Raw genomic sequence first — 15,145 nt, forward strand, 5'->3', positions numbered from 1 at the left:
GTTGACGGGTGTGACCAGTGCGAACAGTGCGCACCTGAACATGGACGCTCAGTGCCCCCGGCCGTATCCTGGCCCCTGCCACGCAGGGCGGGTGGTAAGCGAACTATGCCGGAAGGTGTGAACGGTGGCAGGCCCGAAAGGCTCGGATCGCGGCTCGCTGGTGGCGGCGTGGGCCAAGGTGCTCTCGAACACGGGATACGTGGCCACCGACCGCGCGGAGTTCCACGACCGGGTCTGCGAGCTCGTCGACGTGCTCACCGTCGCCCTCGAGGCCGACGCGTTCGACCCGCGGCCGGTCGAGCAGGTCGGCGCCGACCTCGTCGCGCTGCGGCTCATCGCACCGGAGACGCTGGCCGGCACCGTCGAGCTGATCGGTACCTACCTCGGGCCGCACCCGAGGGTGCCGACGATCCAGGCCGCCGTCACCGCCGGTTTCGTCCGTGCCGCACAGGCGCGGATCCTCCACGAGCAGGAGACGCTGCACCGGTCCGCGCTGGACGCCCGCGACGGCGCGGAGAGCGCGCGACGGGTCAGTGAGGCACGGTTCCGGGCGATGTTCACCGACGCCGCGATCGGCATCGGCATCTCCGACACCAGGGGCAGGCTGGTCGAGGTCAACAGTGCGATGGCCACCATGCTCGACTACGTGCCGGAGGCCATGCTCGGCCGCTACCTGATCGACTTCGTGCACCCTGACGACCCGCCGGACATGCTCCGCTACTTCCAGGAGATGGTGGCCGGGCAGCGCGACAACTACCGGATCGAGCGGCGGTTCCTGCGGCGCGACGGCTCGGCGCTGCCGACCAACGTGACCGTGTCGCTCGTGCGTGACGAGCACGGCAGGCCGCAGTACCTCGTCGGCATGGTCGAGGACACCACCGAGCGGCACGAGCTGTCCGAGCAGCTGCGCCACCAGGCCAACCACGACCACCTCACCGGCCTCGGCAACCGGGCTCTGTTCACCGAACGCCTGCACGCGGCCTTCGGCGGCACGCCGGGTCAGCGCGTCGGCCTGTGTTACCTCGACCTGGACGGCTTCAAGGCCGTCAACGACACCCTCGGCCACGTCATCGGCGACCAGCTGCTCATCGAGGTCGGCCGCAGGCTCGACGGGCTGGTGTCCGCCCCGGGGCGGATGGTGGCGCGGATGGGCGGCGACGAGTTCGTCGTGCTGGTCGAGCACTCCAACGGCCTCGACGAGCTGGTGGCGCTCGCCGAGCGGATCCTCGCCGCCGTCGCGGTGCCCGTGCACGTCGCCGGGCACCGGCTGTCCACCTCGGCGAGCATCGGGCTGGTCGAGCGGTCGGTGTTCGACGCCTCGCCCGCGGAGACCATGCGGGACGCGGACGTCACGCTGCACTGGGCCAAGGTCGACGGGAAGAACCGCTGGGCGGCCTACGACCCGGAGCGCAACGCCCGCGAGATCGCCAGGATCACGCTGTCGACCGCCATGCCCGCTGCGCTGGAGCGCGAGGAGTTCTACGTCGACTACCAGCCGATCGTGTCACTCGCGGACGGCAAGCTGCTCGGCGTCGAGGCACTCGTGCGCTGGACGCACCCCGAGTTCGGCAGGCTGGGTCCCGACCGGTTCATCGGTCTAGCCGAGGAGACCGGCCTGATCGTGCCGCTCGGCCGGTGGGTGCTGGAGACCTCGTGCAGGCAGGCCATGAAGTGGCGGGCCATGGGCGCGTCGCCGACGGTGAACGTGAACCTGGCCGCGCGGCAGGTGGCGGAGCCGGGGCTGGTCGACGAGATCGCCGGGATCATCGAGGACGTGGGCATCCCGCCGACGTCGCTGCAGCTGGAGCTGACCGAGAGCGCGATCATGGGCACCACGGGCGAACCGCTCGAGGCGCTGCGCAGGCTCGTCGACCTCGGCGTGCGGATCGCCATCGACGACTTCGGCACCGGCTACTCGAACCTCGCCTACCTGCGCCACCTGCCTGTCCACTCGCTGAAGATCGCCGGGTCGTTCGTCGAGGGCCTGCGGGCGGGACAACTGGAGTCGGTGGACGCGCAGATCGTCACGGCCCTGGTCTCGCTCGCCCACACGCTTCGGCTGGACGTGATCGCCGAGGGTGTCGAGACCAGCGAGCAGGCCGACCTGCTCCGCCGCATCGGCGCCGACTCGGCACAGGGCTGGCTGTACGCGAAGCCGGGTCCGCCCGAGGACGTCGAGCGCTGGTTGACGTGACCACTGATCTTGTGTGAGTTGAACCAGAACTGGCAACGATCCGTGAATTGTTCATAGTTTCGTTCGGTTGCCAGTGGGAACCAGTCCACAACCAACCGCATCAGAGCTAGAGTCGTCGCAATCGCACAGCCGAGGGAGGACGGACCGTGTACCTGGCAGATGGTGGTGGCGGGGGTACGACTACGCCAACCCCGCAGTTCACGGGCACGCAGACCCTGCACGTCGAGCCGTCCGCGATCCCGGACGCGTTGAAGGCGTTCACGAGCGCCTACGACCGCGTCACGCGCAAGATCCAGGATCTCGAGAGCCTCCCCATCAGGGACTGGGCGGCGGACCCGGTCAGCAGTGAGACCGCCCTGGAGTTCCAGCAGCGCAGCAACACCGGCGGCGCGGACTCCGCGATCACGTGCCTGAAGGGCTACCAGGCACAGCTGAAGGCCGCGATCGACTCGCTGGAGGGCGCGCACGAGCAGTACGTGCTCGTCGAGGGCGACAACGCCACTCAATGGGGCCAGTACCACCAGGACTGATCCACTTTTCTCGGAGGGGACTCCATGGGTCACAGATGGCGGGGTTACGAGCACCCCGAGCTGTACGACATGATCAACGAAGGGCCGGGCGCACAGGCGTCCGACCCGCAGACGACCTACTGGCAGAACCTCGCCACCGAGCTGACCCAGGTCGACGAGGAGCTGAACTCCAAGCTCACCAGCCTCGGCTCCCGCTGGGAGGGCAAGGCGGCCGAGAGCGCGCAGACGGGCCTCACCCCGCTCGCGTCGTGGGCCAGTGACGCCGAGACCGGCGCCTCGGTGATGAAGGTGTCGTCGGAGGACCAGGGGCAGTTCGTCTCCGACGCGCGGGCGAGCATGCCCGAGCCGGTCCCCGTCACCACACCCGCGCCTTCCGGGTGGGACGTCGCCGCCGCGGCGGGTGCCGCATTGCTCGGCAACCCGGGTCCCGCGCTGGACGTGGCCAACCAGGCCAACGACCACGAGGCGGAGGAAGCGGCCAAGAACGAGGCCGAGCAGAAGGCCGTCGAGACCATGCAGACCTACGAGTCGAGCAGCACCTGGAACAGGACGACGCTCGGCACGTTCGTCCCGCCGCCGGACGTGGTCGTGTCGACCCCGGCGCCGCAGGGCAGCGCGACCGGCGTGATCTTCGGTGCGCCGACCGTGCGCGCCGTGAGCGGCGACAACTCGGGCGGCACCAAGCCGGGTGGCAAGTCGAACACCGGCGGCCCGGGCGGCTCGGTGCCGCCGCCGAACGTCAACGGCGGCCAGGGCAACGGAAACGGCAACGGCGGCAACGGAGGTGGCAACGGCGGAGGCGGCGACGGCCAGGTCCAGCCGCCGAACGTCCGCCCCGGCGAGCCGGGGACCACCACCCCGTCCGACGTGCTCACCCCGCTGCCGACCAACCCGGGCAACGGCCCGCTGCCGACGCCGGGTCCCGGCCCGAACCCGCTCCCACCCAACCCGAACCCCAACCCGTTCCCGCCAGGTGGTGGCGGTCCGTTCCCGCCGTTCGGCGGGGGCGACCCCAGCAACGCGGGCGACATCGCACGGCGTCCGCTGCCGCCGCTCAAGCCCGGTCTGCTGCCGGTCGAGAGCACGCCGTTCGGTCGTCCGGGTGGACCGGGTGGGCTGCCCGGCGGCACCCCGGGCGGTCCCGGTGGCTTCGGCGCCTTCGACGGCGAGCGTGCCCCGTCCCAGATCGGCCGGGGTGGGGTTCTCGGCGGCGCACCCGGTGAGGGCGGCGTGGTCCGCAGCGGTCCGGGTGCGGCAGGTGCCGCTGGTGCGCGTGGCGCCAACGGCGTGCACGGCCCGGTCGGTGCCGGCGGCCGTCGCGCGGACGGCGAGGAGGACGACGAGCACTACTCGCCGGACTACCTCCTGGAGGAGGACGACGTGTTCGGCGACGACCGGCGCGTCTCGCCGACGGTGATCGGCGAGTAGGCTCGGTAGTTCGGAAAGCGTAGGTCGGGGAGTCGCTTCGGCGGCTCCCCGACTGCGTGTCTGGGGGTAGGGTGACGCTTGTGACCAGCACTTTCTCGCTTGGGGACCGGGAAGCACCGCCGATCACCGTCTCGGCGCTGGAGTTCGATGTCCTGTGGGAGCACCTCCGTCTCGGCGACATGCCGCTGGTGGTGAAGGTCCCGTCGCCCGGTAAGACACACGAGGAGCGCGCGCTGCTGGAGGCACGTGTGTGGGCCGACCTCGAGGAGCGCGGGCTCGGCAGGCCGGTCGAGGTGGACCCGGACATCGAGGAGATCCTCGGCATCCTGGCCAGGCCGGCGCGGGAGGTCGACGCGCGGGTCCACGTCGGGCGGCAGGTGCGGGTGCTCGGGGCGATCACCGGCGAGGCGGCCGCCGTCGCGGAGCTGTCGGAGGACACGGTGACGCTGCGGCGCGCGTCCGTGCCGAGCATGCCTGCCGCCGTGCTGGCCGCGCTGCCCCCGGTCCCTGCGGGGCCAGGCAGGTCGGTCACGCTGCCGACGGCGGACTTCGAGCACGCCGCCCAGAACGCGGGCCGCACGCGTGAGGGCTTCGGCGAGGCCCTGCTCGCGACGGGCCTGCGTGCCGACGACGCCGAGGCGCTGGTCGAGATGATCAAGGACGTGGCGCACACGGGGAACTTCGGCGCCGCGGCCCGCGACCACCTCGGCCGCCGAAGACGTGGCGAGCGTGTCGTGTCGTTCTTCGACACCGAGGACGGCAGGTACGTCCAGGTCCGCCGCCCCGCGGACGACGGTTCGATGTGGACGACGATCTCCCCGGCGGACCTGAGGAAGCTGACCCACCACGTGACCGAGCTGCTCGACGAGGTCGTCGCCGAGGTGGCGCGTTGAGCACTGCAGCCGTCGATCCGCGTGAGATGCGGGATGCGGTGGCCGCTGTGCTGCCGTGGACCGGCACACCGCAGCGGCCCGTGCTCGCCAAGGCCGTGCGGCTGAGCCTGCGGACACTGGCGCAGGTGGCGCCGGGCCGCAGCGTCGAGGTGCGGGTGCCGCCGTTCGCGGCGGTCCAGTGCGTCGAGGGGCCCCGCCACACGCGTGGCACGCCGCCGAACGTGGTGGAGACCGACCCCCGCACGTGGCTCGAGCTGGCCGCGGGAAGTCTGGAGTGGACGGAAGCACTGGCGTCCGGCCGAATCACGGCGTCGGGCAACCGTGCCGACCTCGGCGCGCTGCTTCCCTTGGTACGCCTCTAGAACAGGCGCCCGAGCGTGTTGTCGTAGACCGACTTGCCCGCCTCGACGAGGTCACCCGTGCCGCCGATCACCACATCGCCGACGTCGTTCAGCAGCTCCCTGCCGGTGCCCGCCAGCTCGTTCCACGCCGCGTCCCAGTCGCCGTGCAGTGCCTCGCCACTCGCGTCCACCAGGCCGACGCCGACGTCCGACACGAGATCGCCCATCCGGTCCTCCTGGCCGGGCCCCGCGGTGACGGCGTCGTAGTCGCCGGTCGCGATGTCGGCCAGGTTGGACAGCGACTCGTCCGAGTAGTAGACGAGGTGCGCGGAGACCAGGTCCGACTCGTCCGGCACCGCGAACTGGTTGGCGCCGAAGGACTCGTCGTACGGCCCCACCGACGAGCCGTCCGAGGTGAACCAGCTCCCGCTCGTCGCCTGCACGATCGGGTCGTGCTCGGACACGCCCGCCCACACGTGCCCGGCACCCGGCGACAGCTGGTCCACGGAGGACGCGCCGACACCCGGCGAGCCGAGGAACGCGATGTCGTCGGCCGCAAGACCGTCCATGGCCGCGTAGCCGACCGCCACGCTGCCGTAGCTGTGGCCGAGGACCGTGACGTGCTGGCCCACCGACGCCGCGGCGCGGTAGCCGTCCACATCGGCCTTCAGCGATGCCGCGCCGTCGATCGCGTCGTCCGTCGTGGCCACGGTCGTGTCCCACGTCGGCGCGTCGTAGCCGAGCCAGGCGATGGTCGAGTTGCCCGGCTCGATCCGGTCCATCGACGCACGCAGCGCCTGCGCCTCGTGGTTGGGGAAGCCGTAGTCCAGCGTGGTCAGCGTGCCCGGCACCAGGACCGCGACGTTCGTGGCGGTGTCGGGGTCGCCGTACGCGATGGCGAGGGTGCCCTCGCGGAGGCCGGGTCCGTCGACGTCGTAGGACAGCACGTAGGTGTCGTACCCGGACCTCGTCGCCTCGGCGACCCGCGCCGACGCGGACGTCGCGTTGTCCACGCGGCGGCTCGCGTCCAGCCGCTCGTCGAGCAGGTCGGCGAGCCCGGGGTCCTCCCGCAGCGCGCCCTCGTCGGACGGGTCGAGGCCGAGTGCGAGTGCCCGCTCGGTGATCCGTTCGTTCAGGTCGGACAGCTCGCCGGAGTACGTGGCCAGGTCGGACTCGACGCGCCGCCTGTTCGCCCGGTCCAGCACCGGCGCGGGCAGCCCGCGCAGGCGGCCGAGGGTGTCGAACCGGGACGCGAGCAGCTCGTCGCGTGTCTCCTGCGACAGCGACCGCCACCACTCGGCCACGCGCCCCGGGTCCGCGCCGGGAGGCGGAATCGTCACACCGGCGGGCATCGTGCCTGGTCGCCCCGCGACGGTGGTGAACACGGGCTCGAATCCACGCAACACTGTCGCGTATGAGCGCAGTACGTCCTCGTAGGAGCTCCGCAACCCGGTCAGCACCTCGGTCACCTCGGCCGTCGGCGCGCCGCTGCGGTAGGCCCGTATCGCCTGGTCGGCCGCGCCACGCATGGTCCGGTACGCCGACGCCACCGCCTCGACCACCGACATCGCGTCGGTCAGCCGCCCTGTCGCGGTCGACAGGGCGGTCCGCGACACCGTCACCCGGCGCGCGAACTCGACCGCGGCGTCCCCTGCCCACGACGACACGGCAGGCAGCTCGACCGACTCCAGCGCCGTGCGGGCCGCCGACAGCGGCTCCAGCGTCGCGAGCACCCGGCCGGCATCCCCGCTCGCCAGCTTCGCGTAGAGCTCCTCTGGGTCGCTCACGGCCGGAAGTCCTCCGCCCGCGTGTAGGAGTCCGCGTTCGCCACCAGGCCGTTCGCCGTGTCGGTCACCCACGACGAGCCGAGCCGCAGGTCGTCGGCGTGTCTGCCCGCGTAGTCGGCGAAGGCCGCGGCCAGCTCGTACGCGGCGTCGACCTCGCCTAGCGAGCCCGGCACCAGCTGGGCCGTCGAGAGCTGTCTCGCCGCCTGTTCGACGGCGTCCGCGCCCACGTGGAAGCCACTGGACGCCGTGCGCAACGCCTCGGGATCAACCTCGTAACCGTCGGCCACCGTCCGACCGTAACCTGAGAGGGAGGCGCATAGGGTTGCTGGTTCGAGACTCTGTGCATAGGGGAAGGAAAGCAACAATCGTGTGGACGGCCACCAGGTGGACCGCCGTGTTCGCCGAGCAGGCCGGCCTGTTCCGTACCGCGGTCGCCACCGCAGATCTGGCCGCCGACGTGCCCTCCTGTCCGGGGTGGACGTTCAACGACCTGTCACTGCACGTCGCCCGGTTCCTGCACACCGCGACCCGGTACCTGACGAGCGGCAGCATCGTCGAGCTGCGGCCCGTGCCGGTGCGCAGGGACGTCGACCCGCTCAAGTACCTCGACGAGCAGCTGGCGGCCGCGAACCAGGTACTGCGGAACACGTCCGGCAACCGTCCGGTCTGGACGTTCTCGCCTGCCGCGCCCGACCTCGCGTGGGTGTGGCACCGCAGGGTCGCCCACGAGCTGAACCTCCGGCGCTGGGATGCCCAGGCCGCGTTGCGCACGCTCACCCCGACCGACCGCGAGCAGGCGGCGGACGCCATCGACGAGCTGCTCGGCACGCTGCTCGCCGCGCGGCTGCGTGGCGACTCGGCACCGGCCTCGCTCTCCGCCGCCGACGGCAAGGGCACCGCGGTCGTGTCCTGCACGGACGGTGCGCAGTCCTGGCATGTCCGGTTCGCGCCGGGAGTTGTGCCGGAGGTGCGGTCCGCGGCGCCGGACGAACAGGCCGACGCCCGACTGTCCAATCGCACCGCGAACGTGCTCTACCAGCTGTGGAGCCGCATGCAACTCACCGGATCGGGTGACCTCGCCGTGTTGCGCGCACTGAGAATGAGCTGACCGCCACGTCTTCGTGATGCGGGCTCACCGCCCTGGACGACCTACACTGGGTGATACCTGACGTCGTCCCCGCAGGGAGTGCGCTTCGGTGGTCACCGAACAGACCGTCAACGACCAGTTCGACCAACCGGAATCCGAACCCCGCGAAGAGTGCGGTGTCTTCGGGGTGTGGGCCAAGGGCGAGGAGGTCGCCAAGCTCAGCTACTTCGGCCTCTACGCCTTACAGCACCGAGGGCAGGAGGCCGCGGGCATCTCGGTGTCCGACGGCGAGAAGATCGTGGTCTTCAAGGACCTCGGCCTGGTCTCGCAGGTGTTCGACGAGCAGGTCCTCGTCTCGCTGCAGGGGCACATCGCCGTCGGTCACTGCCGCTACTCCACCACCGGCTCGACCACGTGGGAGAACGCGCAGCCGACCTTCAGCACCACCGCCACCGGCAGTGGTCTGTCCCTCGGCCACAACGGCAACCTCGTGAACACGGCCGAGCTGCGGGACAGGGCACGGGCACTGGGCATCGCCATGAACAACGGCGCCACCAGCGACTCCGACCTGCTGACCGGTCTGCTGGCCGGGTCCGCGGCCGACCAGGGCATCGAGCAGGCCGCCATGAAGCTGCTCCCGGACGTCCAGGGCGCGTACTGCCTCGTCTTCGCCGACGAGACGACCCTGTACGCGGCCCGTGACCCGCACGGGGTCCGCCCGCTCGTGCTCGGCCGCCTCGAGCGTGGCTGGGTGGTCGCGTCCGAGACGGCCGCGCTGGACATCGTGGGCGCGTCGTTCGTGCGCGAGGTGGAGCCGGGCGAGCTGATCGCCATCGACGAGCACGGCCTGCGCTCGTCCCGGTTCGCCAACCCGGAGCCGAAGGGCTGCGTGTTCGAGTACGTGTACCTGGCGCGGCCGGACACGCACATCGCGGGCCGGTCCGTGCACGCCACCCGCGTCGACATCGGCAGGAGGCTCGCCGAGGAGGCACCGGTCGAGGCCGACCTGGTCATCCCGGTGCCCGAGTCGGGCACGCCGGCCGCCATCGGCTACGCCCAGGGCTCCGGCATCCCGTACGGGTCCGGCCTGGTCAAGAACGCCTACGTCGGCAGGACCTTCATCCAGCCGTCGCAGACGATCAGGCAGCTGGGCATCCGGCTGAAGCTCAACCCGCTGCGCGACGTGATCCGGGGCAAGCGCCTGGTGGTGGTGGACGACTCGATCGTCCGCGGCAACACCCAGCGTGCGCTGGTCCGCATGCTGCGTGAGGCGGGCGCGGTCGAGGTGCACGTGCGGATCGCGTCCCCGCCCGTGCGGTGGCCGTGCTTCTACGGCATCGACTTCGCCTCCCGCGCCGAGCTGGTGGCCAACGGCCTCGACCTGGACGGCATCCGCCGCTCGATCGGCTCGGACTCGCTGGCCTACGTGTCGCTGGACGGCCTGGTGGCGGCCAGCGAGCAGCCGAGGAGCCGGCTGTGCACGGCCTGCTTCGACGGTGACTACCCGATCCCGCTTCCCGAGGAGACGCGGATCGGCAAGTACCTGCTGGAGGGGTTGGAGCGGGGGGTAGCGGGCTCCGCCGCTCCTGTCGTGCCGGCGGGGTACGGTGCTTCGGACGCTCTCCAGCGCCCATGACACCCCACCGCAAGTACCGGAGCCATGACCGAATCCAGCGCTAGTCCTGATACCCCGCACGCCACCTACGCGGCGGCGGGGGTGAACATCGAGGCGGGTGAGGAGGCGGTCGAGCGGCTCAGGCCGTTCGCCGAGAAGGCGACGCGGCCGGAGGTGCTCGGCGGCATCGGCGGGTTCGCCGGGCTGTTCAAGCTGCGGCTCGACCGCTGGCGGGAGCCGGTCCTCGCGTCGTCGACCGACGGCGTCGGCACCAAGATCGCGGTCGCCCAGGCGCTCGACGTGCACGACACGGTCGGCATCGACCTCGTCGCCATGGTCGTCGACGACCTCGTCGTGTGCGGGGCCGAGCCGCTGTTCCTGCAGGACTACATCGCGGTCGGCACAGTCGTGCCGGAGCGGATCGCCGCGCTGGTCAAGGGCATCGCCGAGGGCTGTGTCCAGGCGGGCTGCGCGCTGCTCGGCGGCGAGACGGCCGAGCACCCCGGGCTCATGACCGACGGCGCCTACGACCTGTCCGCCACCGGCGTCGGCGTGGTCGAGGCCGACTCCGTGCTCGGGCCGGAGCGGGTGCGGCCGGGTGACGTGATCATCGGCATGGCCTCGTCCGGCCTGCACTCCAACGGGTACTCGCTGGCCAGGCACGTCCTGCTGGACATCGGCAGGATGGCGCTCGCCGGGCACGTCGAGGAGTTCGGCCGCACGCTCGGCGAGGAACTGCTCGAGCCGACCCGCATCTACGCCAGGGACTGCCTCGCGGCCGCCGCCGAGGCCGAGATCAGGACCTTCGCGCACATCACCGGCGGCGGCATGGCCGCGAACGTCGCGCGGGTGATCCCGCGTGGACTCCGTGCGGTGCTCGACCGGGGAACGTGGACTCCTGCGCCGGTTTTTTCCCTCATCGCGCAACGCGGACGCGTCGAGCGCGTCGAGATGGACAAGACGTTCAACATGGGCGTCGGCATGGTGGCCGTCGTGGCACCGGAGGACGCCGACCGCGCGCTGGCCGTCCTGACCGCGAGGCACGTGCCGGCCTGGGTGCTCGGCGAGGTGAACCCCGCGGGTGAGGACGGGGTACGAGCCGAGATGGTGGGCAACCACCCTCGGTTCTGAGGCAACCCGGCCGTTTGCTCCTCCGTATGACGGGAAGACCGAGAGGAACGAGGCGGCGTGCAGGACCGCGACGCGGAGTTCGGGGAGTACCTCGACAGCCGGGCGTCGGTGATGCGCCGGACCGCGTACCTGCTGTGCGGAGGTGACTGGCATCGGGCGGAGGATCTCGTGCAGACCACACTGACGAAGATCTACGTCGCCTGGCCACGCATCCGCCGGGACGGCAGCGTCGACGCCTACTCCCGCAAGATCATGGTGCGCACGGCCATCGACGAGTCACGCAAGGCCTACCGCAGGCGCGAGTCGGTGGTCGACGACCTGCCCGAGCCGTCCTCGATCCCGCCGGTCGGCGTCGAGGACGCAGTCGACGTGCGGCGTGCGCTCGCGCAGCTGCCTGCCGGTCAGCGCGCGGTCGTCGTGCTGCGGTACTGGGAGGACCTGTCGGTCACCGAGACCGCCGCCGCGCTCGGCAAGAGCGAGGGCACGATCAAGAGCCAGTCCGCGAAGGGCCTGGCCACGCTGCGCAGGCTGCTGGGCGCCGAGGACCTCGCCGAGGCGGGTGACGGCGGATGAGCGAGGACATCAAGGATCTCCTCGGCCGCGCCTTCGGCCAGGAGCCGCCGTTGGGCATCGACCGCGACGAGGTCCTCGAGCAGGGGCGCAAGCGTTTGCGTCGGCGGCGCCTCTTCGAGGCGGGCGGCGTGGTGGCCGCCGTCGTGGTTGCTGCCGTCGGCGCCGCGACGCTGACCAACCTGAGCGGCTCCGAGCCGGACCGGATGCCGCCTGCCGCGAGCAGCACGCAGTCCGCGCCACCGGGACCGCAGCTGCCGATGTCACCCTCGGAGACCCCGGAGGTCCCGAGGACCGCGGTGACGACGACCGAGGGACCGCCGCCCTCGGCCCCTGTCGAAGGCATGGTCGACAAGCTGACCCAGCAGCTCTACGCGTCGGGCATCGTGCCCGAGGAGTCGCTCAGGGCGTCGTCCGACAAGTCCGAAGCCCCCCGCTTCCGGGCAGTGGGCGAGACGTACGTCTTCGAGACGGACCTCGTCCTGCCGACGAGGCAGGGCTACCTGCGAGTCGTCGTGGAGCGCGCCGGTGCCTCGACCCTCACCTGTGGCGACGCGCCCCGCCCGTTCCTCAACTGCACGGTCTGGCACCTCGCGCCCAACGACGTCGTCGTGTCCCATGTGAGGGCCGCGGACGGTGAGAGGCGCACCAACGCGATGACCATCTCGCCGCACGGCTTCCGGCTGTCGGCCACGGCGACCAACATCACCGCCGTGGACCGTGCGGGCGGGGTGAGCCCGACCGACGACCCACCGGTCCTGAGCGACGACGAGATCTGCATGCTGCTCACCAAGGTCGGCGGCAGTGGCTGACCTGGAGATCTCGCAGCGGTTCGTGGTACCGGACGCGGAGCTGAGCGAGCGGTTCTCCCGCTCGTCGGGTCCTGGCGGCCAGGGTGTGAACACCACGGACAGCCGGGTGGAGCTGTCCTGGGACATCGCGTCGTCGCCCTCGATCCCGGAGTGGCTGCGGGAGCGCCTGCTGGCCCGACTCGCCAGCCGGCTGGCGGGCGGCGTGCTCACCGTCGCGGTCAGCACCCAGCGTGCGCAGCTGGCCAACCGCGCGGAGGCCCGCACGCGGATGGCGACGCTCCTGCGGGCCGCTGCGGCGCCGCCGCCACCGCAACGCCGGGCCACCAAGCCGAGCCGGGGCTCGAAGGAGCGCAGGCTGGCGGCCAAGAAGCGGCGCAGCCAGACCAAGCAGCACCGCAGGGTCCGCGGCGACGAGTGACGTCCCGACGCTAGGAGACCCAGTAGTAGCGGCGTTCCGGACGCCCGGTGCCGTAGCGCAGCCGCACCCCTGCCTGGCCCGTCGCCACGAAGTGCTCGAGGTAGCGGCGCGCGCTCACCCGTGAGATGTCGGTGCACGCCGCGCACCCGGCGGCCGAGATGTCCTCGGTGGACGTCCTGAGCACGCGCTCCACGACCGAGGCCGTCTCGCCACTGAGCCCCTTCGGCAGCTGGGTCGCGCCGCCGGGCCTGCCACCGAACACCTGGTCCACATCGGACTGACCGGCCTCCGACAGCGCGGCGAGCCGCTCGTGCAGCACGGCGAAGTGCTTGAGCTGGTCGTACAGCGCGGCGTAGGTGAACGGCTTGATCAGGTAGTGCAGCACCCCGCCGCGCATGGCCGCCCGGACGGTCTCCACGTCCGTCGCCGCGCTGATCACGATCACGTCCGTCTCGGCGCCGCTCGACGCGCGGAGCGCACGCAGCACGGACACGCCGTCCATGTCCGGCAGGTAGATGTCGAGCAGCACGAGGTCGGGCCGCAGGTGCTCGACCGCCTGCAACGCGTCGGCGCCGGTGTGCGCGATGCCGGCCACCTCGTAGCCCGGCGTCTTCGCGACGTAGCCACTGTGGACCTTCGCGACCATGAAGTCGTCGTCGACGATCAGTACCCGGATCATGTCGGAACCCCAAGCCGTGCCGTGAAGACAGCGCCGTGCACCTCGACCGAGCCGCCGTGGCGGCGGCACGCCTGACGGGTCAGCGCGAGGCCGAGCCCACGCTGACCGCCCTCCTCCGCGGCCTTCGTGGTGAAGCCGTGGCGGAAGACCTCCTCCACGATGTCCGGCGCGACACCGGGTCCCGAGTCCGTGACCACCACCCGCACCTCGTCGCCCGTGCGCTGGATGTCCACCTCGATCCAGCCGGCGCCGGGAAGCGCGTCGACCGCGTTGTCCACCAGGTTGCCGATCACCGTCACGAGATCCGCCGACAGCGACTCGTCGACCTCCGCGAGCCTGCTCGACGGGGTGAGCCGCAGCCCGACGTTGTGCTCGGCCGCCACACTCGCCTTCGCGATCAGCAGTGCCGCGACCGCGGCGTCGCCGATGCGTTCGCTCACCTCGGCGTGCCACGCCTCGCGGGTGTGGCTCACCCAGTCCACGTACCGCCGCACCTCGTCGTACTCGCCCAGCTCGATCAGGCCCGCGATCGTGTGCAGCCGGTTGGTGAACTCGTGTGCCTGCGCCCGCAACGCGTCGGTGGTGCCTCGGTTGGTGTCCAGCTCCTGTTGGAGCGTCACGAAGTCCGTGCGGTCCCGCAGCGTGACGACCGAGCCGACCGCGGCGTCGCCCGCCGTGATCGGCATCCGGTTCATGATCAGCACGCGTCCCCTGCGGAGCGCGATCTCGTCGGCGCCGTCCCCCGCGCGGCCGGTCAGCACGTCAACGAGCCGGTCGTTCAGGTCCAGCTCGTCGACGTGGCGGCCGACCACGTCCTCCGGAAGCGACAGGAGTCTCCTGGCCTGGTCGTTGACGAGGGTGATCCGCTTCGCGGCGTCGATGCCGACGACGCCCTCGCGGATGCCGTGCAGCATGGCCTCGCGGTGCTCGACCAGCCCGGCGATCTCGCGGGGCTCGAGGCCGAACGTCTGGCGTTTCACGCGTCCGGCCAGCAGCAGCGAGCCGACCACGCCGACCACCGTCGCGATGCCGAGGATGAACAGTGCCTCGGCCGGCGAGTTCACGATGCCCTCGAGGAACGTCGGGGTGTCGACGCCCGCCGCGACGATGCCGATCACGCTGCCCCGGTCGCTGATCACCGGAACGTGCGCCACGAGGGAGTCCCCGACCACGCCGACCCACGAGCGGCCGTCGCGGATCATGGAGTCGCCGATCGGCAGCCTCGTGTTGACCGCGCCGGGGTCCGGCGAGGTCAGGATGGTGAGGTCGGGCCGGGTGATCACCACGAAGTCGGCGCCGGACAGGTTCCGCGCGCTCGTCGCGAACGTCGGCAGCTGGTGGTAGCGCGCCGTGTTCGCGAGCGCCGCCCGGACGGACGCCGTCGCGGCGACGTCCTCGGCGACCGACAGCATCCTGCGGCCCTCGTTGTTCTTGAAGCTGTTGTTCGACTGGATGGCCGAGAACACGGTCACGGCGGCGAGGAGCACGACGACCATCAGCAGCTGCCAGCCGAGCAGCTGCCTGGACAGTGGCGCGTTGTTCATCCGCTTCCCTCGCTTGACCACAACGACCAGAACGAACCCTGTGCGACAAAGAACGACAGAACGGTAACCCCGGGGGACCATGAGCAGGCAAACCCGGGCGGTCTCAACGGAGAGGC

The 15,145-nt window shown here is 71.3% G+C and carries 15 protein-coding genes; 11 read left to right on the forward strand and 4 right to left on the reverse strand.

All coding sequences use genetic code 11. From position 1 onward, the window contains the following. Positions 1–124 precede the first annotated feature (124 nt). The 5 genes from CLV71_RS41505 to CLV71_RS41525 all read left to right on the forward strand — a co-directional run bounded on the left by CLV71_RS41505 (position 125) and on the right by CLV71_RS41525 (position 5,407). Positions 125–2,194, forward strand: a complete 2,070-nt coding sequence (locus CLV71_RS41505) for a putative bifunctional diguanylate cyclase/phosphodiesterase (RefSeq protein WP_133908452.1) — start codon at positions 125–127, stop codon at positions 2,192–2,194. A gap of 146 nt (positions 2,195–2,340) precedes the next feature. Then, positions 2,341–2,724 (forward strand): hypothetical protein, encoded by a 384-nt coding sequence (locus CLV71_RS41510; RefSeq protein ID WP_133908453.1) that lies wholly within the window; start codon positions 2,341–2,343, stop codon positions 2,722–2,724. A 24-nt stretch (positions 2,725–2,748) separates the two neighbouring features. After that, the gene (locus tag CLV71_RS41515; protein WP_133908454.1) at positions 2,749–4,152 is read left to right on the forward strand and encodes a PPE domain-containing protein; all 1,404 of its coding nucleotides are present in this window, start codon (positions 2,749–2,751) and stop codon (positions 4,150–4,152) included. An 80-nt stretch (positions 4,153–4,232) separates the two neighbouring features. Beyond that, complete coding sequence (locus CLV71_RS41520; protein ID WP_133908455.1) at positions 4,233–5,045, forward strand: ESX secretion-associated protein EspG; 813 nt, start codon at positions 4,233–4,235, stop codon at positions 5,043–5,045. Between the two features lie 26 nt (positions 5,046–5,071). Further along, positions 5,072–5,407 carry a sterol carrier family protein gene (locus CLV71_RS41525; RefSeq protein ID WP_133908588.1) on the forward strand — a complete coding sequence of 112 codons (336 nt, stop codon included), beginning with the start codon at positions 5,072–5,074 and terminating at the stop codon, positions 5,405–5,407. Here CLV71_RS41525 and CLV71_RS41530 read toward each other — a convergent pair. Beyond that, positions 5,404–7,173, reverse strand: coding sequence for an alpha/beta hydrolase (locus CLV71_RS41530; protein ID WP_133908456.1), 1,770 nt, complete (start codon positions 7,171–7,173; stop codon positions 5,404–5,406). The two genes, CLV71_RS41525 and CLV71_RS41530, sit on opposite strands and share 4 nt — an antisense overlap. Next, positions 7,170–7,460, reverse strand: coding sequence for a hypothetical protein (locus CLV71_RS41535; protein ID WP_133908457.1), 291 nt, complete (start codon positions 7,458–7,460; stop codon positions 7,170–7,172). Before CLV71_RS41535 ends, CLV71_RS41530 begins: the two co-directional genes overlap by 4 nt. Positions 7,461–7,540: 80 nt before the next feature. Here CLV71_RS41535 and CLV71_RS41540 point away from each other — a divergent pair, with 80 nt between their 5' ends. The 6 genes from CLV71_RS41540 to arfB all read left to right on the forward strand — a co-directional run bounded on the left by CLV71_RS41540 (position 7,541) and on the right by arfB (position 12,806). Further along, complete coding sequence (locus tag CLV71_RS41540; RefSeq protein ID WP_243867309.1) at positions 7,541–8,281, forward strand: maleylpyruvate isomerase N-terminal domain-containing protein; 741 nt, start codon at positions 7,541–7,543, stop codon at positions 8,279–8,281. 88 nt (positions 8,282–8,369) lie between these two features. Further along, positions 8,370–9,896: an amidophosphoribosyltransferase gene (purF, locus tag CLV71_RS41545; protein ID WP_133908458.1), complete on the forward strand. Its 1,527-nt coding sequence runs from the start codon at positions 8,370–8,372 to the stop codon at positions 9,894–9,896. Positions 9,897–9,920: 24 nt separating this feature from the next. Further along, positions 9,921–11,006 carry a phosphoribosylformylglycinamidine cyclo-ligase gene (purM, locus tag CLV71_RS41550; protein WP_133908459.1) on the forward strand — a complete coding sequence of 362 codons (1,086 nt, stop codon included), beginning with the start codon at positions 9,921–9,923 and terminating at the stop codon, positions 11,004–11,006. A 57-nt stretch (positions 11,007–11,063) separates the two neighbouring features. Then, complete coding sequence (locus CLV71_RS41555; RefSeq protein ID WP_133908460.1) at positions 11,064–11,579, forward strand: SigE family RNA polymerase sigma factor; 516 nt, start codon at positions 11,064–11,066, stop codon at positions 11,577–11,579. Further along, positions 11,576–12,388, forward strand: a complete 813-nt coding sequence (locus CLV71_RS41560; RefSeq protein WP_133908461.1) for a hypothetical protein — start codon at positions 11,576–11,578, stop codon at positions 12,386–12,388. Before CLV71_RS41555 ends, CLV71_RS41560 begins: the two co-directional genes overlap by 4 nt. After that, positions 12,381–12,806: an alternative ribosome rescue aminoacyl-tRNA hydrolase ArfB gene (gene arfB, locus CLV71_RS41565; RefSeq protein ID WP_133908462.1), complete on the forward strand. Its 426-nt coding sequence runs from the start codon at positions 12,381–12,383 to the stop codon at positions 12,804–12,806. Before CLV71_RS41560 ends, arfB begins: the two co-directional genes overlap by 8 nt. A gap of 10 nt (positions 12,807–12,816) precedes the next feature. On the opposite strand, the gene CLV71_RS41570 is transcribed toward arfB, so the two are convergent. After that, a complete protein-coding gene (locus tag CLV71_RS41570; protein WP_133908463.1) occupies positions 12,817–13,485 on the reverse strand; it encodes a response regulator in 669 nt (222 codons plus the stop codon). Further along, positions 13,482–15,029, reverse strand: coding sequence for a sensor histidine kinase (locus tag CLV71_RS41575; RefSeq protein ID WP_133908464.1), 1,548 nt, complete (start codon positions 15,027–15,029; stop codon positions 13,482–13,484). Before CLV71_RS41575 ends, CLV71_RS41570 begins: the two co-directional genes overlap by 4 nt. Between the last annotated feature and the right edge of the window lie 116 nt (positions 15,030–15,145).

It is taken from the genome of Actinophytocola oryzae, assembly GCF_004364325.1.
In the GTDB taxonomy this organism is placed as follows: domain Bacteria; phylum Actinomycetota; class Actinomycetes; order Mycobacteriales; family Pseudonocardiaceae; genus Actinophytocola; species Actinophytocola oryzae.

What these genes read in the sequence shown, in the direction of transcription:
- CLV71_RS41515 (WP_133908454.1), top strand. Translation starts at nt 2,749, where the DNA reads ATGGGTCACAGATGGCGGGGTTACGAGCACCCCGAGCTGTACGACATG.
- CLV71_RS41525 (WP_133908588.1), top strand. Translation starts at nt 5,072, where the DNA reads ATGCGGGATGCGGTGGCCGCTGTGCTGCCGTGGACCGGCACACCGCAG.
- purM (WP_133908459.1), top strand. Translation starts at nt 9,921, where the DNA reads ATGACCGAATCCAGCGCTAGTCCTGATACCCCGCACGCCACCTACGCG.
- CLV71_RS41560 (WP_133908461.1), top strand. Translation starts at nt 11,576, where the DNA reads ATGAGCGAGGACATCAAGGATCTCCTCGGCCGCGCCTTCGGCCAGGAG.
- CLV71_RS41570 (WP_133908463.1), bottom strand. Translation starts at nt 13,485, where the DNA reads ATGATCCGGGTACTGATCGTCGACGACGACTTCATGGTCGCGAAGGTC.
- CLV71_RS41575 (WP_133908464.1), bottom strand. Translation starts at nt 15,029, where the DNA reads ATGAACAACGCGCCACTGTCCAGGCAGCTGCTCGGCTGGCAGCTGCTG.